This is a genomic window from Crossiella sp. CA-258035, from assembly GCF_030064675.1.
GTDB lineage: Bacteria > Actinomycetota > Actinomycetes > Mycobacteriales > Pseudonocardiaceae > Crossiella.
The window spans coordinates 6,456,368-6,475,011 of the sequence record NZ_CP116413.1 but is presented as its reverse complement, the minus strand read 5'-3'; the positions used below and the strand labels follow the sequence as shown (position 1 = coordinate 6,475,011).

Genomic DNA, 18,644 nt, shown 5'->3' with positions numbered 1-18,644 from the left:
GCTTCCGCGCCGGAGCTCGACACCAAGCTTGGTCAGCCAGACGAGGACGGGTACGTCAAGTCGCTGTCCAACCGCCAGGTCCAGATGATCGCCATCGGCGGCGCCATCGGCGTCGGCCTGTTCCTGGGCGCCGGCGGCAGGCTGGCCTCCTCCGGGCCCGGCCTGGTGCTGGCCTACGCCGCCTGCGGCATCGCCGCGTTCTTCGTGATGCGCGCGCTGGGGGAGCTGGTCATGCACCGGCCCGCCGCGGGCAGCTTCGTGGAGTACGCCCGCGAGTTCGTCGGCCCGTGGGCCGGGTTCACCAGCGGCTGGATGTACTGGGTCAACTGGGCCATGACCGGCATCGCCGAGATCACCGCCGCGGCGATCTACGTGCACCGCTGGCTGCCGGACGTGCCGCAGTGGATCACCGCGCTGGTCGCGCTGGTGGTGCTGCTGGCGGTGAACCTGCTGTCGGTGAAGCTGTTCGGCGAGCTGGAGTTCTGGTTCTCCGTCATCAAGGTGCTGGCGATCATCGTCTTCCTGTTCACCGGCCTCGCGCTGGTGCTGACCTCCGCCGATGTCGGCGGGGTGACCGCCAGCGTGTCCAACCTGACCGCGAACCAGGGCTTCCTGCCCAACGGCGTCGGCGTGGTGCTGATGAGCCTGCAAGCGGTGATCTTCGCCTACTCCGCGATCGAGATGGTCGGCATCGCCGCCGGTGAGACCAAGGACCCGAAGAAGGTCCTGCCCAAGGCCATCAACGGCGTGGTCTGGCGGATCGGCATCTTCTACGTCGGCTCGGTGCTGCTGCTGGCCATGGTGCTGCCCTGGACGCTGTACTCCGGCGCGGAGAGCCCGTTCGTCACCGTCTTCTCCCGCCTGGGCATCCCGGCCGCGGGCGATGTGATGAACGCGGTCGTGCTCACCGCCGCGCTGTCCTCCTGCAACTCCGGCCTCTACTCCACCGGCCGCATCCTGCGCTCGCTGGCGCAGAAGGGCGAGGCCCCGGCCTTCACCGGCAAGATGTCCGCCCGGCACGTGCCCTACGGCGGCATCCTGTTCACCGGCGTGGTCTACCTCTTCGGCGTGGTGCTGAACTACCTGGTGCCCAAGGAGGCCTTCGACATCGCCATCGCGGTGGCCAGCCTGGGCGTGATCACCACCTGGATCACCCTGCTGTACTGCCAGATCAAGCTGCGCCGCAAGGCCGACAAGGGCGAGCTGCCGCGCAGCACGTTCCGGATGCCCGGCGCGCCCTACACCGGCTGGCTGAGCATCGCCTTCCTGGCCATGGTGCTGGTGCTGATGGCCTTCACCGAGGGCCCGGAACGGATCGCGTTCTACTCGATGCCGGTCATCGCGGTGGTGCTGTTCGTGGGCTGGAAGCTGGTCAGCAGGCGCAACCGCGCGCTGGCCGGTCCGGCCAAGCAGAGCACCCCGGTTCGGGAGCCGATCGCGGGCGAATAAGCTGGTAGACCCAGCAACGACGGTTCCAGCAGTTCGGAGTGCGCAGTGTCGGCAGCCCAGCCCGTGGTCGGAGTGCTCGCCCTGCAGGGTGACGTGCGAGAGCACCTGGTGGCCCTGGCCGAATGCGATGTGCTCGCCCGCCCGGTCCGCCGGGCGGAGGAGCTGGCGCAGGTGCACGGGCTGGTCATCCCCGGTGGCGAGTCCACCACGATGAGCCGCCTGCTCACCAACTTCGAGCTGCTGGAACCGCTGCGCCTGCGGTTGAAGGAGGGCCTGCCCGCCTTCGGCTCCTGTGCTGGCATGATCATGCTCGCCAGCACGGTGCTCGACGGTCGCGCGGACCAGCACCAGCTCGGCGCCGTGGACATGGTGGTCCGGCGCAACGCCTTCGGCCGCCAGGTCGACTCCTTCGAGGCCGACCTCGCGGTCAAGGGCGTCGAGGGCGACCCGGTGCGCGCGGTGTTCATCCGGGCCCCGTGGGTGGAGTCCGTCGGCGACGAGGTGGAGGTGCTCGCCACCGTGCCGGATGTCCCGGAGTCGGGGGCGGCCGCCGGTAGGATCGTCGCCGTTCGACAGGGACGCGTGCTGGCAACCGCGTTCCACCCGGAACTGACCGGCGACGGGCGGGTGCACCGCCTGTTCGCGGACACCGTGCGCGCGGCCTGAGAAGCTGTGGGGGAACGCGTCCCGGTGCAGAGAGCGACGGAGGAGAGATGAGCGGCCACTCCAAGTGGGCCACCACCAAGCACAAGAAGGCCGCCCTCGACGCCAAGCGCGGCAAGCTGTTCGCGAAGCTGATCAAGAACATCGAGGTCGCCGCGCGAACCGGAGGGGGTGACCCCGAGGGCAACCCGACCCTGTTCGACGCCATCCAGAAGGCGAAGAAGAGCTCGGTCCCCTCGGACAACATCGAGCGCGCCCGCAAGCGCGGCGGCGGCGAGGAGGCCGGCGGCGCCGACTGGCAGACCATCATGTACGAGGGCTACGGCCCCAGCGGCGTGGCGGTCCTGGTCGAGTGCCTCACCGACAACCGCAACCGCGCCGCCAGCGAGGTCCGCGTCGCCATGACCCGCAACGGCGGCAACATGGCCGACCCCGGCTCGGTGTCCTACCTGTTCACCCGCAAGGGCGTCATCATCGTCCCGAAGAACGACATGACCGAGGACGACGTCCTGCTGGCCGTCCTGGACGCCGGCGCCGAAGAGGTCAACGACCTGGGCGACAGCTTCGAGATCGTCTCCGAGGCCAGCGACATGGTCGCCGTCCGCACCGCCCTCCAGGCCGCCGGCATCGACTACGACTCCGCCGACGCCAACTTCCTCCCCGCCACCACCGTCCCCCTGGACGCCGAAGGCGCCCGCAAGGTCTTCCGCCTCATCGACGCCCTGGAAGACTGCGACGACGTCCAGAACGTCTACGCCAACTTCGACGTCAGCGACGAGGTAATGGCCGAGGTAGACGCCTAACCAATATCGCAACAAGAACAAAGCAAACCAATTCGCCGCTCCCGTCTCGCGCAAGCGAGGCGGGAGCGGCGAACCATTTACGCCCATACCCAAAACCCTCGCCCAACCCAATCCGCGCCCACCAAACCCACCCCAACGGTGGCCGCGACCAGCAGCTCCCCGCAAAAGTTGCGGTGGATTGTGTGATTTTGTTTGGGGGGAGGCCATCCCATAAGCTAGCCCAGCGATTGGGCGGGCCTCACCGCCTGCCCCGTCAGCCCAATCCGGGATGGCCTAGGGGCCCCAAACCAAATCACACAATCCACCGCTAACCAGCGTCTCCCCAGCGACACCCCAACCCGAAACAACCGCAAATTAGGCCAAACGGCCCAACAACCCACCCCACCCGCACCCCCACCCCGCAGGCACAATTACCGCCATGCCGCCCCTGGAAACCGCCGACGACCAGCTCCGCCGCGAACTCCTCGCCAGCGCCGAACAACACGGCGCCGCCGTGGTCCACATCCCCGAGGAAGACGGCGCGGCCAACTTCGCCCTCTCCGTCGGCACCTGGCGCCGCTTCGGCGCCCCCGAGGCCGTGGTCATCGGCCTGCCCGAGGAAGCGGCCACCCACGTCATCGGCGTCTACGTCGACCGCATCTCCCGCGGCGAGCGCTTCCCGCTGGGCAAGGTCTACAACGACTTCCTCCCCGGCTGCCTGGTCACCTTCGAGAAGGTGCACCTGGGCTACTACCCGGAGTTCTTCGGCTTCGTCTTCCTCTTCCACCCCCAGGGCAACTTCCCGGCGATGCAGATCATCGTCACCACCCCCGAGGGCCACTGGCCCTGGCAGGAGGACGCCCCGGGCGGCTTCTTCGAGTGGCAGCCGGTGCTCACCGACTCGGGTTACCCCGAAAGTTGGACCTCCGGCGCGGACGGCCCCTGACTGTCGCCCCCTCGTGCGAACATGTGTTCGAACGAGCGAGAGGGAGGACAGCACCATGTGCGACATGTGCAACGGCGCCACCGCGGAAGACATCCGCCGCGACCTGCTGAAACACGTCGCCGAGCACGACTACGCCACGATCGCGGTAGCCGCCGACCACGACCAGCTGACCGGCCTGCGCGTCCCCGGCTGCCACTACACCCTCGGCCTGTGGGCCCTGCGCCACACCCCCGAGGTCATCGTCATCGGCGCGCCAGACCACCACGGCCGTGACCTGGTCCGCCAGTACGCCGAACGCACCGCGGCGGGGGAGCGCTTCGCCCCCGGCTACCGCTACGACGGCTTCATCGACGGCTACCAGGTCACCTTCGAACAGGTCGCCCAGCAGCACTACCCGGACTGGCTGACCTCCGCCGGAGCCCTCTACCCCGACGCCGACTTCCCCGCCTTGCAACTGCTGTGGCCCAAACACGACCATGCCTGGCCCTGGCAGACCGGCTGCTACCGCTTCCGCCGAGCCCAGCCCGTCCTCACCGCCAGCGGCGCCCCCGAAAGCTGGCTCCCCGGCGTGAACGGCCCATGACCGAGATCCACATCGCCCCCCTGCACCCCAACCACGCAGGCGAACTCCTCACCCTGCAATACGCGGCGTTCGTCCCCGAGGCCCAGCGCTACCGAGAACCCTTCATCCCCCCACTGACCGACACCCTGCCCCACCTGCAAGCCCTCATCACCGACTCGCACACCCCCACCCTGGGCGCCTGGTCCGGCCCCCGCCTCATCGGCGCCATCCGCGGCCTGATCACCGGCGACCGAATGGAGATCGCCCGCCTGGCCGTAGCCCCCGACCGCCAAGGCGAAGGCACAGGCACCCGCCTCCTCACCACCCTGGAACAAACCACCCCACCCACAGTCCGCACCCTCTGGCTAGCCACCGGCACCGCCAGCACCGCCACCATCTCCCTGTACGAACGCCACGGCTACACCCGAGTAGCCGAACGCCCAGACCCCGCAGGCATCCTGCTAACAATCCTGGAAAAACCCCACACCCAAACCCCCACCTAACCCCGCCGCCGAGCCAACCCCCGCCCGCCCAGCAAACCCCCGCGCCGTCCAGCCAAACCCGGCGCCGTCCAGCCAAACCCCCGCGCGTCCCAGCCGAACCCGGCGCGCCCCGCCGAAGCCCCGCGCCCGGCAGCCCCCATGCCCGGCACCCCCCGCGTCCCGGACAAACCTCACGCGCCCGAGCAGCACCTCCAGCCACCCCGGCAACCCACCCGGCGCATCCCGGCAATGCCCCGCACGCCGCTAAAACCCCCGGCGGCCCCAGCGACGCGCTCTCACGCCTCACCAGCGAAGCCCGCGCCCCCGCGAAGCCCCTCGCGACTCCCAGCGAACCCCAGCGAAACCCGCGCTCCCCAGCGAAACCCGCCGCCAAGCCCCTGGCCTAGCGATTCCCGAGCACCCGCTCCACCACGATCTCCAACACCACCCGCTCCGGACTCTCCTTGGGCTGCCGATACCGCCGCGCATACCGCGCCACCGCCTCCGCCACCGACTCGGCGTCATCCCGCAGCACGGCCCGCCCCTCCAGCGTCGACCAGTGCGCCCCCTCGAACTGGCACACCGCCACCGCCAGCCCCGCCACCCCAGCGCCGGCGACCAGCCGCGCCTTCACCGAGTGCCGACGGGTGATCACCCGGGCAAGCCCACGCTCGAAGTCCACGGTCACCCCGACCGGCACCACGTGCGGCCGCCCATCCGGCCGCACCGACGTGAGCGAGGCAAGCCGCCGCTCCGTCCAGAACTCCACGAACTCCTGGCCCCGGCCCACCAGATCAACACTCACCCACCGAGCCTATGCGCGCCGCCCGCCCCGCCCCGCCGTACCCCGGACCGCCCCGCGCGCCACGCCCAGCCGCCGCGAAGCATCCCCGCCCGACCTTGCCGGGCTGCCCCTGCCCGTGCCATGCCCGAGCCCGCCGCTCCGAACCCAGCGACCTGAGCCCAGCGACCCGAGCCCCCGGCGCGCTGCCGACCACCCGCGCGCTGTCGCCCCACGCCGCTCCGAGCCCAGCCGCGCCGCTCCGAGCCGACCCGCGACGCTCCGGTCCTGCTGTCCGGGCTCCCTGACCAGGGCGAACCCCGGGCCGACCCGATCCGTGCTCGCTCAGGCTCGCCCGCGCTGGCCCGCTGTTTCCCCCGCCCGCGCCTCCGCTTCCTCTGCGGAACGCTTTTCAAGCCGAAAAGGTTGCTTTCCGTCTTGATCTTCGGCTTCGCGGAGCGTGACCGGGCCTGACCGATCGCCGCGAACCGAGACTAACCCGCCGCGATCCGCAAGCCTCGCCTGCCCGCTGCCAGCCCCTCTGCGAACCGCCCCAAGCCTGCCGCCACCCGCGCGCGCCGCCCGCCGCCCGGCTGCTCCGCACACGCCGCCACGCACCGCCCACGAGCTCACCCCACCGCCCGCGTCCCGGTTCAACCGCCCGCCCAGCCCGCCGCGAGCCCAGCCAACGCGCCGCCCGCCCGCGAGCCCGCCCCCGCGCACCCACTACCCGCGAGCACCCGCTGCCTACGCACTCGCCCCTCGCGCACTCGCCCCCGCGAGCACCCGCTCAGCAGACCTTGCCCTCCGTCGAGTCCTTCCGGCACCGCAGCAACGCCGTCGCCGCCGCCACCCCCGCCTCCGTCGCCAGCCGCGGCTCCGCCGGGGACTCGATCATGCTCGCCACCGCCGCCGCGAAGAACACATCCCCCGCGCCCGTCGTGTCCACCGCCTCGATCGCCGTCGCCCCCACCGCGCCCGAGGTGCCGTTGTGCCAGAACTGGGCGCCCGCGGGTCCTTGTGTTTCCGCGCGCAGGGACTCGGGCCTGGTGCGGTCGCGTAATGGGCGGGGGGCTACCGCGCGTTCCAGGAACAGTCTTTCCCTGGTGGAGAAAGTGAGGACGGAGGCTCGGGACAACAGGCGGTGGACCAGGCCGCCGGGGTAGGCGTCCGGGTCGTCCTTGACGGTCCAGGCCAGGTGTTGTTCCGGGCGGAGGAGGTCCAGGATCTCGACCGTGACGGGGCGGGGGCCGACCAGGAGGCAGACCCAGTCGCTGTCGGCGATGACCGCGCGCTGGGTCTCGGTCAGGGAGTCCGGGACCGGTTCGCCGGGGTCGTAGACGGTGACGAGTTGTTCGTCGGGGGCGTAGAACAGGAAGTTCGACGGGGTGCGGTCGCCGCTCTGGTCGACCCCGGAGACGTCCACGCCCCAGGCGGCGAGCCGTTCGGTGTAGGCCGCGCCGAAGGTGTCCTGGCCTACCCAGGTGACCGCGCGGACGTCGTGGCCGGCATTGGTCAGGCCCTCGGCGGCGTAGGTGATGCCGCCCAGGTGGGGCCAGGGGTGGGACAGGCGGCGGCGGACCAGGGTGGTGCCGGTCGCGGCCAGGAACGGGTCGGTCTCCATGGCGTGGTCGACACTGGCGTAGCCGATCACCGCTACTCGCGGCACGTGTACTCCCGGCGGGGCTTCGTGACGGTGGACGTTTCAACGTAGCGTGCCGCCGTTTCCGGGGTTCACCGATTCCCCTGGACTTCGCTTTTCCTGATGCCGCCTTGCCCGAGCGCGCGGTCAGGCTCGCCCGAACCGCCACCAGCGCCGGGCCGGGCGGTCGTAGTGCGCACGCGCGGCGGCCAGCGCGGACTCGTAGGAGTGCTCCGCCAGGCTGAAGACGAACACCGTGTCCTCGCGCACCAGGTACTGCACCGGCCCGCCCCAGCCGCCGGAGGTGTGGACCAGCAGCCATTCCTCGTACGGCGAGAAGTGCCAGCCGGCGAAGCTGTCCGCGGTGTCGGTGGACCAGCCCAGTGGCGCGGACCGGCTGGCGTGCCGGGCCAGCGCGACGCAGGCCCGCCGTTTGACCTCCGGGTCGATCTCGGTCACGGCCGCACGACCTTGGCCAGGAAGTACGGCGCGCCGGTGCCCTGGTGCCGCACCAGGAACAGGAACGGCCGGTCCACCCGGATTTCCAGCGGTGGCGGCGGTTCCAGCTCCAGGGACACCGCCCCGACCATCATCGCGGTCACCGCCGCGCCCTCCAGGCCGTTCTCGTCGACTTCGAGCACCGCCTGGTGCAGCGCCGCGGTCACCGCGACCCGTTCCGCGGTGAGCCCGCCCAGGTCGGCGTCCTCGCTGAACACCGTGCGCACGCCCAGCTCCGCCAGGGGCGCGGCCAGCTCCACCCGCGACTCGACCCGGAACCGCGGCAGGTACAGCTCGATCTGCCGGAACTCCCCGGGCCCGGTCAGCTCCGCCAGCAGCGCCGCGTCCAGGGGTGTCTGGTCCAGGTCGCCGTCGGGCAGCAGCACCACGGCTTCCACGCCGCCGTCGGCGGGCAGCGCCACCGACTGCCAGCCACCGGCGGCCACGTGCTTGGACTTCCCGGCCCGGCTCATCGTCGGCACCGCGACCGTCCCGTCGGGCGCGTGGAAGGGCAGGTCCTCGGTCGCCCCGTCCCGGAACGGCAGGTTCCAGCCGACCTTGAGGTAGAGCGCGTTCACCAGCGCCACCACGGTCTCCGGGGTGATCGCGCCCTGCGGCACCGCCTCCGCGATCAGCCCCCTGGTCGTCTCGGCGACATCGGCGTTGATCACCCCGCGGGCGGACTCGGGGTCGGCCCGCAGCGCCAGCTCGCGCACCGCGGCCCCCGGCCAGCCGCCCAGGGTGTCGGTGAACTCCGGCCGCACCGTGACATCCCGGTCCACCCACAGCGTGTTGGCCACCGCGAGCTCCCCTGCCCACAGCTGCCCGGCCTCGCCGAACCGCGTGGCCAGTTCGGCTGGATCTCCCACCAGGGCAACGATTTCCGCCCGTCCGGGCCCCCGCGCGGCCTCGGCGAGCAGGCCGAGCGCGGTGGCCACGGAGTAGGGGGAGGAGCAGGCGTTGGCGGATCCGGTCAGCGCCCGATGCAGGGCCAGCGTGAACTCGTGCACCTCGCCCACGCTAGCCGGGACCTGGGGCGGGCGCGGGTCACGGCAGGCGGATGGACAGGGTGTGGTGGAAGACGTTCCTCGGGTCCCACTTGGCCTTGACCTGCTGCAACCGGGGGTAGTTGCCCTTGTAGAACAGCTCGTGCCACGGCACGCCGGAGGTGTTCCAGGCCGGGTCGGCCATGTCGATGTCCGGGTAGTTGATGTAGCAGCCGTCGTTGGCCGCGTTGGGCACGGGCACGCCGCCGGTGTCGGCGTAGAGCTCGCGGAAGTACTCGCGGACGCGGCGGATCTCGGTCTCCTCGTCCTTGGGGTCGGGCCAGTAGGTGATGAAGGTGGCCTTGAGGATCGAGTCCCGCTGCGCCATCGCGGTGGCCGAGGGGGCGACGGTGTTGACCTTGCCGCCGAAGGACAGCAGCCACAGGATCGGCGCGGGGCTGGTGCCCTCGGGGACCTTGGCCGCGGTGACGTGCCGGTAGGAGATCCGGGCCTGCTCGTCGGTGTAGCGCTTGCGCAGGTAGGCCGACTTCTGCTTGTACCGCCCCGACTCCTGGTTGGTGCCCGAGGACAGCGCGCTGGTCAGCCAGGTCTGGCGTTCCGGCGGGGTGACGAACACGCCCTTGTCCACCCCGGCGGTGACCGCGGCGAAGTAGTCGGACAGGAGCTTCTCCGCGTTCGGGACACCGGCGTCGATCTGGCCGGTGATGATGAAGCCGCCTGGGTTCGCACCCTCGACCGGGCCGGGCACCAGGAAGGCCGACCACAGGCCGGTGTAGGGGGAGTCCGGGGCGCTGTGGCGTTCCAGGAACTCGCCGTAGTTGCGCATCAGCCGGACGAAGCGGTCCTCGTCGATGTCCTTCCAGCCGCAGATCGCCACGCTGGTCACCACCTCCGCCGGTGGGCGCGGCAGCAGCTTGGCCGGGTCGTCGCCCTTGGCCTTCGGATCGCGCATCCAGTAGCGGGTGACCACGCCGAAGTTGCCGCCGCCGCCACCGGTGTGCGCCCACCACAGCTCGCGGTTGGGGTCGCCGGGCTCCCGGGTGGCCACCACCGCGCGGGCGGTGCCGTCCTTGTCGACCACCACGACCTCGACCGCGTACAGGTAGTCCACGGTCACGCCCAGCCGCCGGGACTGCGGGCCGTAGCCGCCGCCCTGGATGTGCCCGCCCACGCCGACCTCGCCGCACTCCCCGCCGGGCAGCGTCACGCCCCAGCCCAGGTACAGCGTCTTGTACACCTCGCGCAGGGTCGCACCGGCCTCGATGGCGAAGGCGCCGCGGCGCTGGTCGAAGTACACGTCGTTGAACTGGGACAGGTCGATGATCACCTGCGCGCCCTCGCCGACGGAGTTCTCGCAGGAGTGGCCGCCGCCGCGCACGGTGATCCGCTTGCCCGCGCGCACCGCCTCCTGCACCGCGCGAACCACCTGCTCGGTCGAGCCGACCAGCTGGAACGCCTCCGGCGCGGGGCGGAACCGGGTGTTCACGCCCTTGATCTGCAAGTCCCGGTAGCGCGGGTCGCCGGGACGCACGGTCACCGGGCCCAGCGGCGGATGACCAGTCCCCCCAGCCGCCTCCGGGGCCGCGGCGGCCACACCGGAGGTGACCGCCAGTCCGCCCAGCGCCGCGGTCCCGGCCAGGAAGCCGCGCCTGCTGACATCATTCATCTGAGAACCCCCAAGAGATCCAATGCGATCGCATTGCGAAACCGACGGTACCCACTCCGGCGGGTGACTGTCCACGTTTTCGCGTGTCACCCACCCGGGTAAGTCGCCCGCCCTCTAGGGTTCGAACGAGTGTTCGCCAGTTGATCGGGAGTTGGTCTGCGTGCGCGTGCTGGGAGTGGACCCCGGCCTGACCCGCTGCGGCATCGCCGTGGTCGACGGCGGCACCGGCCGCAGCGTCCGCGCGGTCGCCGTGGACGTGGTCCGCACCCCGGTCGACGCCCCCCTCGCGGTGCGGCTGCTGCAGATCGCCGATGCCGCCGAGCTGTGGCTGGAGCGCTACCGGCCCGATGTGATCGCGGTGGAACGGGTGTTCAGCCAGCACAACGTGCGCACCGCCATGGGCACCGCCCAGGCCGGCGGGGTGATCGCGCTGTGCGCGGCCCGGCGCGACCTGCCGGTGGCCTTCCACACCCCCAGCGAGATGAAGGCCGCCCTCACCGGCTCCGGCCGCGCGGACAAGGCCCAGGTCACCGCCATGGTCACCAAGGTGCTCGGGCTGGCCGAGGCGCCCAAGCCCGCCGACGCCGCCGACGCCCTCGGCCTGGCCATCTGCCACATCTGGCGCGCGCCCATGCAGTCCAGGCTGGCCGAGGCCCAGGCCAGGGCCGCCCAGCTCGCCCAGGCGCACAAGGCCCGGCTCGCCGCCGCGGCCAGGACGGCGGCCAAGCCCGCCCGGACAAGGAACAAGTGATCACGTGATTTCCTCGGTACGCGGCCAGGTGCTCTCCATCAGCCTCGACCACGTCGTCATCGAGGTCGGCGGCGTCGGCCTGGCCGTGCGCACCACCCCCGCCACCCTGGCCACCCTGCGCCGCGGCGAAGAAGCCCGGCTGTCCACCACGCTGGTCGTGCGCGAGGACTCCCTCACCCTCTTCGGCTTCGCCACCGACGAGGCCCGCGAGCTCTTCGGCCTGCTGCAGACCGTCACCGGCGTCGGCCCCAAGCTCGCACTGGCCGTGCTCGCCGTGCTGGAGCCGGACAAGCTGTGCGCCGCGCTGGCCGAGGGCAACATCACCGTGCTCACCCAGGTCCCCGGCGTCGGCCGCAAGGGCGCCGAACGCCTGGTCATCGAGCTCCGGGACAAGGTCGGCGCGCTGATCCCCAGCAGCAGCCCCGAACTGCCCGGCCTGGACCACGACCACGTGCGCGCCCAGGTGGTGGAAGCGTTGCTGGGACTGGGCTTCCCGGCCAAACAGGCCGAGGGCGCGGTGGAGGCGGTGCTCGCCGACGGCGGCGGGGACACCGCGACCGTGCTGCGCAGGGCCCTGGCCGGACTCGGGCGCAAGAAGTAGGGGAGCGCGGTGTACGAAGACGACGCGGTGTTCGTGGGCGAGCCCGACGAGGACACCCCCCTCTCGCCCTACGCCGGCACCGGCGAACGCGAGGACGAGACCGGGCTGCGGCCGCGGAACCTGACCGAGTTCGTCGGCCAGGGCCGGGTCCGCGAACAGCTCGAACTGGTCCTCGGCGGCGCCATGCGGCGCGGCTCCCCACCCGACCACGTGCTGCTCTCCGGCCCGCCCGGACTCGGCAAGACCAGCCTCGCCATGATCATCGCCGCCGAGCTGGGCGCCGCGCTGCGGATCACCTCCGGCCCCGCCCTGGAACGCGCCGGCGACCTGGCCGCGATGCTGTCCAACCTGGCCGAGGGCGACGTGCTGTTCATCGACGAGATCCACCGCATCGCCCGCCCCGCCGAGGAGATGCTCTACCTGGCCATGGAGGACTTCCGGGTCGACGTGGTGGTCGGCAAGGGCCCCGGCGCCACCAGCATCCCCCTGGACATCGCCCCGTTCACCCTGGTCGGCGCCACCACCCGGTCCGGCTCGCTGACCGGCCCGCTGCGCGACCGCTTCGGCTTCACCGCGCACATGGAGTTCTACGCCCCCGGCGAGCTGGAGCTCATCCTCACACGCTCCGCGAGCATCCTCGGCGTCGACCTGCGCCCCGACGGCGCGGTCGAGATCGCCGGGCGCTCCCGCGGCACCCCGCGCATCGCCAACCGGCTGCTGCGCCGGGTCCGCGACTACGCCGAGGTCCGCGCCGACGGGGCCGTGACCAGGGACATCGCCATGGCCGCGCTCCAGGTCTACGACGTCGACGAACTCGGCCTCGACCGCCTGGATCGTGCCGTTCTGGGCGCTTTGGTGCGGTCGTTTGGAGGCGGCCCGGTCGGGGTGTCTACCCTGGCCGTGGCGGTGGGTGAGGAGCCGACCACCGTCGAGGAGGTCTGCGAGCCGTACCTGGTGCGGGCCGGCATGCTCGCGCGAACACCGCGCGGGCGGGTCGCTACCGTGTCCGCGTGGCGCCACCTCGGGCTCGAACCCCCGCCCCAGGCTCCCGGCGAGTGACACCTGGCACACTCGTACCCGCATACCCGAACAAAACCGGATGTCAGGCCACCAGGGCCGGCCTCCGCCGAACGGAGAATGATGGACCCGTCATTTATCTTCCCGCTCCTCATTGTCGGGCTCGGGGTCATGATGTTCCTGAGCGTCCGCAAGCAGAAGAGGGCCATCCAGGAACAGCAGTCGCTGCAGAGCTCGCTCGCGCCTGGTGACCGGGTCATGACTACCTCCGGTCTGTACGCGACGGTGGTCGACGCCGAGGACGACACCACCATCAAGCTGGAGATCGCCCCCGGTGTGACCACCGAGTGGGTGCGCGCCGCGGTGCGCGAGAAGGTCAAGGACCTGCACGAGGAGGAGCTCGAGGTCGACGAGGAGGAGCTCCCCGTGACTCCCGCCGCCGACAAGACGGCGGCGGACAAGGCCAACGAGAGCAAGGCCGAGGTCGCCCCGCCCCTTGAGCAGGGCAAGAACAACCGGTAAGACGCTAACGCCAGGATTTACTGGCGCGCTAGGCTCTGGCGCCCCCGCGTGCAGCGTGGCGGGGGCGCACCGCCCTGCCTCGCCCGATGCGGACAGAGCGGTCCACATCCACTGACCATCGGCAACGGGTCCACCGCACGGCCCCGTTGGCTTGAGGAGACCGACGTACCGTGGCACCTCCGGCTGGGCATGTACGCCCGTGGCGAAACCTCGCCGCCTTCGGACTGATCGTTGTCGTGCTGTACTCGCTGGTGTTCTTCACCGGTGACGGGCAGGCCAAGCCGAAGCTGGGCATCGACCTGCAGGGCGGCACGCGGGTCACGCTGACCGCGCGGTCGGAGTCCGGCGCCCCGCCTTCCGCGGAGTCGCTCAACCTCGCCCGCGAGATCATCGACCGCCGTGTCAACGGCTCCGGCATCTCCGGCGCCGAGGTCGTGCAGGACGGCAGCAACCTGGTCATCACGGTCCCCGGCAACAACCCGGACGAGGCCCGCAGCCTGGGCCGCACCGCGGTGCTCGGCTTCCGCGCGGTCATCGGCGCGGTCCCGGCGACCAACCAGCCCGCGCCCGGCAACCAGACCAGCGGCGCCAACCCGCCGCCGACCTCCGCGCCCGGCGCCGGCACCGGCACGCCGACCTCCTCACCGAAGCCGCAGGGCCGCATCGCCCCCGCCCAGCAGCCCTCCGGATCCGCCCAGCCCAGCAGCTCCTCCGCCGCGCCGCCCAGCAGCGCGCCGAGCCAGCCCAAGGCCGGTCCCGAAGCCATCAAGCAGGCCAAGCAGCTCCGCCAGAACCCGGCGCTGCTGAGCGACCAGCAGGCCCAGCAGATCGCCCTGGCCACCCTGGACTGCAAGGCCGCCGACCCGCTCACCGGCCTGGACGACCCGAAGCTGCCCCTGGTCACCTGTGACGAGAAGGGCACCGAGAAGCTGATCCTGGGCCCGGTGTTCCTCGACGGCAAGCAGATCTCCGACGCCAGCGCGCAGGCCAACTCCCAGGGCCCCGGCTTCGTGGTCACCCTGAACTTCCACGGCGACGGCGTGAAGACCTGGGCCGACTTCACCTCCAAGAACGTCGGCAAGCGCGCCGCCTTCGTGCTCGACACCAAGGTCGTCTCCGCGCCCTCGATCAACGAGGCCATCGTCGGCGGCAGCACCCAGATCACCGGCCAGTTCACCCAGAACGAGGCCCAGCAGCTGGCCAACGCGCTCAAGTACGGCTCGCTGCCGCTGAACTTCGAGCAGTCGGAGTTCGAGACCGTCTCGGCCACCCTCGGCCTGGCCTCGCTGCAGGCCGGTCTCATCGCCGGCGCCATCGGCCTGGCCCTGGTGCTGCTGTACTGCCTGTTCTACTACCGGGCGCTGGGCATCCTCACCGCGCTCTCCCTGGTGCTCACCGGCCTGGTCGTCTTCGCGGTGCTGGTGCTGCTGGGCCGCTGGGTCGGCTTCACCCTGGACCTGGCCGGCGTCGCCGGGTTCATCATCGCCATCGGCATCACCGCCGACTCCTTCATCGTCTTCTTCGAAAGACTCAAGGACGAGGTGCGCGAGGGCCGCAGCTTCCGCTCCGCGGTGCCCCGCTCCTGGGTCCGCGCCCGCCGCACCATCCTCTCCGCCGACGCGGTCAGCTTCCTGGCCGCCGCGGTGCTCTACGTCCTGGCCGTCGGCCAGGTCAAGGGCTTCGCCTTCACCCTGGGCATGTCCACCGTGCTCGACCTGGTGATCGTGTTCCTGGTGACCCACCCGCTGGTCGCGCTGGCCTCGCAGTCCAAGTTCCTCTCCCGCCCCAGCCTGTCCGGGCTCGGCGAGGCACAGCGGTTCAACGCGACCTACCGCAAGGCCGCCCCGGCCGGCGCAGCCGTGAAGGAGGCCTGAGATGGCTGAACAGAACGAGAGCGGAGCCGTGGTGGCCCCCGACCTGGAAAGCACCCAGCGGCCGAGGAAGAAGGAAGCCTTCTTCACCCGGCTCTACCTGGGCAACGGCGCGCTGGACATCGTCGGCAAGCGCAAGGTCTGGTACATCGCCACCACGCTGCTGTTCCTGATCTGCCTCGGCTCGATGGTGTTCAAGGGCTTCGAGCTGGGCATCGACTTCAAGGGCGGCACCAAGCTGTCCATGCCGACCTCCAGCGTCAGCGGCCCGGCCATCACCGACCAGCAGGTCAAGGACGTCTACCAGCAGACCCTGGGCAAGGACGCCGCCTCGGTGCAGACCGCGGGCACCGGCACCAGCCAGACCATCCAGATCCGCTCCGAGGCGCTCAACGCCGAGCAGGTCACCAAGCTGCGCGACGCGCTGTTCAACCAGCTCAAGCCCAAGGACGTGAACGGGCAGAGCGTGCCGACGGTGATCAGCGACAGCGCCGTGTCCGGCTCCTGGGGCGGGGAGATCACCGACCAGGCGATCATCGCCCTGGTGGTGTTCCTGGTGCTGGTCACGCTGTTCCTGATCTTCTACTTCGAGAAGTGGATGGCGCTGAGCGCGCTGGCCGCGCTGGCCTTCGACCTCATCGTCACCGCGGGCGTGTACTCCATCGTCGGCTTCGAGGTCACCCCGGCCACCGTGATCGGCCTGCTCACCATCCTCGGCTTCTCGCTGTACGACACGGTGGTCGTCTTCGACAAGGTCAAGGAGAACACCCGCGGCCTGCTCGGCCTGACCCGGCGCACCTACGCCGAGGCCACCAACCTGGCGGTCAACCAGACCCTGGTGCGCTCGCTGAACACCTCGCTGATCGCGGTGCTGCCGGTGTTCGCGCTGCTGGCCATCGGCGTCGGCCTGCTCGGCGTGGGCACGCTCAAGGACCTCGCGCTGGTGCAGATGACCGGCATGATCTCCGGTGTCTTCTCCTCGATCTTCCTGGCCTCGCCGCTGCTGGTGACGCTGAAGCTGACCGAGCCGAAGTACCAGCAGCAGGCCCAGCGGGTCGCCGCGCGCCGGGCCAACCTGGCCCGCAAGGCCGAGGCGGCCGCCGCGGGCGAGACCTTCGAGCCGACCGACGAGGACAGCCTGGACGCCGAGCTGCGCCGCGAGCAGGCGATCAGCGCGGCCTCCGGCGTGCCCGGCCGCACCGCCAAGGCCAGCGACGCCCGCCGCGCCGCGCCCAAGGCCCGCCCGACCGGCAAGCGCGGCCGGTGACCGGAGCACAGCAGCCCGACCTCGCCGAGGCCACCCGTGGCGTCGGCGAGGCCATGGCCCAGGCCCAGCAGGCCGTGGTCAAGCAGCTGACCCTGGCCGGTGACCTCGAGGGCGCGCTGGACCTGATCAGGGACGTCCCCGACTTCCCGCAGCCCGGCGTGCTCTTCCGCGACCTCACCCCGATGCTGGCCGACCCGAAGGCACTCGGCGCCCTGGTCTACGGCCTGGCCGCGGCCTGCCCGCAGGCCGAGGTGGTGGCCGGCATCGAGGCCCGCGGGTTCCTGCTGGCCGCGCCGGTGGCCTACGGCTGCGGCGTCGGCGTGGTCCCGGTCCGCAAGGCCGGGAAACTGCCCTCGGTCGCGGCCAAGGTCAGCTACCAGCTGGAGTACGGCACCGCCGAGCTGGAGCTCGCCGAAGGCGCCATCCGGCCCGGCCAGCGGGTCGCGGTCATCGACGACGTGCTCGCCACCGGCGGCACCGCCGCGGCCACCTGCCAGCTGGTCGAACAGGCCGGGGGAGTGGTCGCCGGGGTCGTGGTGGTCCTGGAGATCGCCGCCCTCAACGGCCGCGCCGCCCTGGAGGGCTACCAGGTCACCGCGCTGCGCACGGTCTGAACCACCCGCACGAACCCCAGCGCCGCCAGGGCTGCCCCTGGCGGCGCTGGCGTGTATTTGTGCCGTGACAGCCCGGAATCAGTGCACCTATAGACAATCCCAAGATCCCTCGTTCGGGCTAATCTGGAGATCTGTGGCACACCGAGCCGAGCCGCCACCGCCCGGCCACCACACCAACGGGGGATTCACTATGAACTCAACCGTCGTACGTCGAGTAGGCAGCGTGTTCACCGCCGCGATCGCCACCACCGCCCTGCTGTTCGTCCTCGGCGCGACCGAGAGCAAGGCGGGAGCCAGCGGCTGGTGCAAGGACGGCGCAGGCCAGGCCCTCACCGGGCTGGCCACCGACATCTGCCGGCGCTGACCACGCGGACGCCGACCGCCACCCGGCGTCCGCACACCTGAGCAGCCCCGTCGCGCACCAGCGCGGCGGGGCTGCTCTCTTCGGTGGTGCCCCGCGCCGCGCCGCGCTGGTTACGGTGCCTCGTGGCTCACTCACTGACGCGCAGAACACTGGTGCTGCTGGCCGTCGGCCTCAGCGCCGCCCTCGGGCTCGGCACCGCCACCGCGGCCGCCGGACCCGCGCACGGCCGTCCCTTCGTCGCCGGCGCCTTCGGCCACGAACCGGTCCTGGAGATCCCCTCCGCGCTCACCCCGTCCGCCACCCTGGACGTGCGCACCGCCATCCCCGGCCGCGGCCCGGCCGCGGCCAAGGGCGAGATCCTCTTCGCGCACTACCTGCTCAAGGTGTGGCGCAACAACAAGCTCGTCGAGCACTCCTACGGCGGCACCGCGCCCTTCGACGTGCCCCTGGGCGTCGGCAAGCTGATCAAGGGCTGGGACCAGGGCCTGCTCGGCGTGCGCGCGGGCAGCCGGGTGGTGCTGACCGTGCCGCCGGACTGGGGCTACGGCCCGCGCGGCGGCATCCCCGAGGCGGGCATCCTCAAGGACGACACCCTGGTCTTCGTCGTCGACGTCTACGGCACCTACCAGAGCGCCGCCTCCGCCGCGGGCAGGCCCGGCCGCCCCTACGACACCCGGCGGCTGCCCTCGGTCGAACGCGTCGACGGCCGCCAGCCCGCCATCACCGTCCCCTCGGCGCAGCCGCCGCGGTGGCCGGAGTCCCGCACCCTGGTCGAAGGCCGCGGCCCACGGGTGTGGCCGGGGCAGACCGCGATCGTCCAGCACACCACCGTGGTCTGGCGCACCGGCGAGGTCCTCGACTCCTCCTGGCGCAAGGGCAAGCCCGCCGCCTTCACCCTGCGGCCCGGCAAGACCGCCGAGGGCCTGATCGCCGGACTCGCCGGGGTCCGCGCGGGCAGCCGGGTGCTCCTGGTCGTGCCGCCCGCCCAGGGCCAGACCGACACCCTGGTGCACGTGGTGGACGTGCTCGCCGCCCACTGACCGGGTGCGGTCCCGGTCACCGGCGCACACGCACGGTGACCGGGTCCGCACACACGGCGAAAAATGATCGGTCCAGCGGTAAGCCGGACGCTGTTCGTCGTGTCACTCTTCACGTTCGT

20 protein-coding genes are annotated in these 18,644 nt (G+C 71.4%); 15 read left to right on the top strand and 5 right to left on the bottom strand.

The genetic code is table 11. The features are described 5' to 3' along the window. Positions 1-84 precede the first annotated feature (84 nt). The 6 genes from N8J89_RS29065 (at position 85) to N8J89_RS29040 (ending at position 4,905) form a co-directional block, all read left to right on the top strand. Complete coding sequence (locus N8J89_RS29065; protein ID WP_349497507.1) at positions 85-1,449, top strand: amino acid permease; 1,365 nt, start codon at positions 85-87, stop codon at positions 1,447-1,449. A gap of 45 nt (positions 1,450-1,494) precedes the next feature. Then, positions 1,495-2,115: a pyridoxal 5'-phosphate synthase glutaminase subunit PdxT gene (gene pdxT, locus N8J89_RS29060; RefSeq protein ID WP_283660180.1), complete on the top strand. Its 621-nt coding sequence runs from the start codon at positions 1,495-1,497 to the stop codon at positions 2,113-2,115. Positions 2,116-2,162: 47 nt separating this feature from the next. Beyond that, the gene (locus tag N8J89_RS29055) at positions 2,163-2,915 is read left to right on the top strand and encodes a YebC/PmpR family DNA-binding transcriptional regulator (RefSeq protein ID WP_283660179.1); all 753 of its coding nucleotides are present in this window, start codon (positions 2,163-2,165) and stop codon (positions 2,913-2,915) included. 418 nt (positions 2,916-3,333) lie between these two features. Further along, positions 3,334-3,840, top strand: a complete 507-nt coding sequence (locus N8J89_RS29050; RefSeq protein ID WP_283660178.1) for a DUF4262 domain-containing protein — start codon at positions 3,334-3,336, stop codon at positions 3,838-3,840. Between the two features lie 64 nt (positions 3,841-3,904). Continuing rightward, positions 3,905-4,423 (top strand): DUF4262 domain-containing protein, encoded by a 519-nt coding sequence (locus tag N8J89_RS29045; RefSeq protein WP_283660177.1) that lies wholly within the window; start codon positions 3,905-3,907, stop codon positions 4,421-4,423. Then, on the top strand, positions 4,420-4,905 hold the full coding sequence (locus N8J89_RS29040) for a GNAT family N-acetyltransferase (RefSeq protein WP_283660176.1): 486 nt from the start codon (positions 4,420-4,422) through the stop codon (positions 4,903-4,905). Before N8J89_RS29045 ends, N8J89_RS29040 begins: the two co-directional genes overlap by 4 nt. Positions 4,906-5,287: 382 nt before the next feature. Here N8J89_RS29040 and N8J89_RS29035 read toward each other — a convergent pair whose 3' ends face one another. The 5 genes from N8J89_RS29035 to N8J89_RS29015 all read right to left on the bottom strand — a co-directional run bounded on the left by N8J89_RS29035 (position 5,288) and on the right by N8J89_RS29015 (position 10,478). After that, positions 5,288-5,689, bottom strand: coding sequence for a pyridoxamine 5'-phosphate oxidase family protein (locus N8J89_RS29035; protein WP_283660175.1), 402 nt, complete (start codon positions 5,687-5,689; stop codon positions 5,288-5,290). A gap of 766 nt (positions 5,690-6,455) precedes the next feature. Then, on the bottom strand, positions 6,456-7,334 hold the full coding sequence (locus N8J89_RS29030) for a carbohydrate kinase family protein (protein ID WP_283660174.1): 879 nt from the start codon (positions 7,332-7,334) through the stop codon (positions 6,456-6,458). Positions 7,335-7,454: 120 nt separating this feature from the next. Next, a complete protein-coding gene (locus N8J89_RS29025) occupies positions 7,455-7,766 on the bottom strand; it encodes a hypothetical protein (RefSeq protein WP_283660173.1) in 312 nt (103 codons plus the stop codon). Beyond that, the gene (locus tag N8J89_RS29020) at positions 7,763-8,815 is read right to left on the bottom strand and encodes a serpin family protein (RefSeq protein ID WP_349497409.1); all 1,053 of its coding nucleotides are present in this window, start codon (positions 8,813-8,815) and stop codon (positions 7,763-7,765) included. Before N8J89_RS29020 ends, N8J89_RS29025 begins: the two co-directional genes overlap by 4 nt. Positions 8,816-8,852: 37 nt before the next feature. Continuing rightward, on the bottom strand, positions 8,853-10,478 hold the full coding sequence (locus tag N8J89_RS29015; protein ID WP_283660171.1) for an FAD-binding oxidoreductase: 1,626 nt from the start codon (positions 10,476-10,478) through the stop codon (positions 8,853-8,855). A gap of 160 nt (positions 10,479-10,638) precedes the next feature. Here N8J89_RS29015 and ruvC point away from each other — a divergent pair, with 160 nt between their 5' ends. From ruvC to N8J89_RS28970, 9 genes are all read left to right on the top strand, one after another. Continuing rightward, positions 10,639-11,229, top strand: a complete 591-nt coding sequence (ruvC, locus tag N8J89_RS29010; RefSeq protein WP_283660170.1) for a crossover junction endodeoxyribonuclease RuvC — start codon at positions 10,639-10,641, stop codon at positions 11,227-11,229. Positions 11,230-11,233: 4 nt separating this feature from the next. Continuing rightward, complete coding sequence (gene ruvA / locus N8J89_RS29005) at positions 11,234-11,830, top strand: Holliday junction branch migration protein RuvA (protein ID WP_283660169.1); 597 nt, start codon at positions 11,234-11,236, stop codon at positions 11,828-11,830. Positions 11,831-11,857: 27 nt separating this feature from the next. Next, complete coding sequence (ruvB, locus tag N8J89_RS29000; RefSeq protein WP_283666276.1) at positions 11,858-12,889, top strand: Holliday junction branch migration DNA helicase RuvB; 1,032 nt, start codon at positions 11,858-11,860, stop codon at positions 12,887-12,889. A gap of 129 nt (positions 12,890-13,018) precedes the next feature. Further along, complete coding sequence (gene yajC, locus N8J89_RS28995; protein ID WP_502868342.1) at positions 13,019-13,369, top strand: preprotein translocase subunit YajC; 351 nt, start codon at positions 13,019-13,021, stop codon at positions 13,367-13,369. 170 nt (positions 13,370-13,539) lie between these two features. Next, a complete protein-coding gene (secD, locus tag N8J89_RS28990; protein WP_283660167.1) occupies positions 13,540-15,243 on the top strand; it encodes a protein translocase subunit SecD in 1,704 nt (567 codons plus the stop codon). Between the two features lies 1 nt (position 15,244). Beyond that, positions 15,245-16,507 (top strand): protein translocase subunit SecF, encoded by a 1,263-nt coding sequence (secF, locus tag N8J89_RS28985; RefSeq protein WP_283660166.1) that lies wholly within the window; start codon positions 15,245-15,247, stop codon positions 16,505-16,507. 53 nt (positions 16,508-16,560) lie between these two features. Beyond that, positions 16,561-17,121, top strand: coding sequence for an adenine phosphoribosyltransferase (locus N8J89_RS28980; RefSeq protein ID WP_283666275.1), 561 nt, complete (start codon positions 16,561-16,563; stop codon positions 17,119-17,121). Positions 17,122-17,311: 190 nt separating this feature from the next. Further along, positions 17,312-17,485: a hypothetical protein gene (locus tag N8J89_RS28975; protein WP_283660165.1), complete on the top strand. Its 174-nt coding sequence runs from the start codon at positions 17,312-17,314 to the stop codon at positions 17,483-17,485. A 122-nt stretch (positions 17,486-17,607) separates the two neighbouring features. Continuing rightward, positions 17,608-18,525 (top strand): FKBP-type peptidyl-prolyl cis-trans isomerase, encoded by a 918-nt coding sequence (locus tag N8J89_RS28970; protein ID WP_283660164.1) that lies wholly within the window; start codon positions 17,608-17,610, stop codon positions 18,523-18,525. Positions 18,526-18,644: the final 119 nt, after the last annotated feature.